General features: G+C 50.1%; 1 protein-coding gene. It reads right to left on the minus strand.

Annotation, left to right across the window (positions count from 1 at the left end; translation table 11 throughout):
- The coding region (locus R8N47_RS24855; protein WP_318186060.1) for a glucuronate isomerase at window positions 1-749 on the minus strand (749 nt) is incomplete at both ends.

A 749-nucleotide genomic window follows, 5' to 3' on the forward strand; every position in this document is an offset into this window, starting at 1 on the left:
TCGCTTGGGATCGGCGCGTAACGGACGATCTCAATGCCGTGGTCTGCCGCACGACAGCCATGTGCATCGAAGTGTGCTAAACGTTTATCGAGTGCACTCAATAAATCATCAAAGCGGCGGATCTCAATGTCTGCGACTTCGCCCAGTTTGTGCATGTAATCCGCAAACAGGTCCAATTCAATCTTGAACGCTTTATCCGGACGCCAACTCGGCAGCACTTTGACGTTAAAGGTGTCGTCTTCTGCGATCGCTTTATGTTGTTCCAGTGAATCAATAGGGTCATCGGTTGTGCCCGCCATTACGACGTTCATTTGCTGCATGATGCCGCGAGCCGTGAACTCAGGTGTCGCAAGCAGCTCATTACATTGATGCCAAATTTGATCAGCAGTGTCTGGGCTAAACAGCGTATTGGTAATGCCGAATGGGCGACGCAGTTCTAGGTGCGTCCAGTGGTAAAGCGGGTTGCCTAAGGTTTGAGGAACCGTCTTCGCCCACGCCATGTATTTGTCGTAATCGCTCGCATCACCCGTAATCAAACGCTCTTCAATGCCTGCCGAGCGCATACCACGCCATTTGTAGTGATCGCCTTCAAGCCAGATTTGACCCAAGTTATCGAACTGACGATTTTGTGCCACTTCCGCTGGGTTTAGGTGGCAGTGGTAATCATAAATTGGCTGGTGGAACGCATGTTCATGGTACAAGCGACGTGCCGTTTCGTTTGAGAGTAAAAAGTCTTCACACAAGAAATT

The sequence above is a fragment of the Vibrio sp. 2132-1 genome (assembly GCF_033344315.1).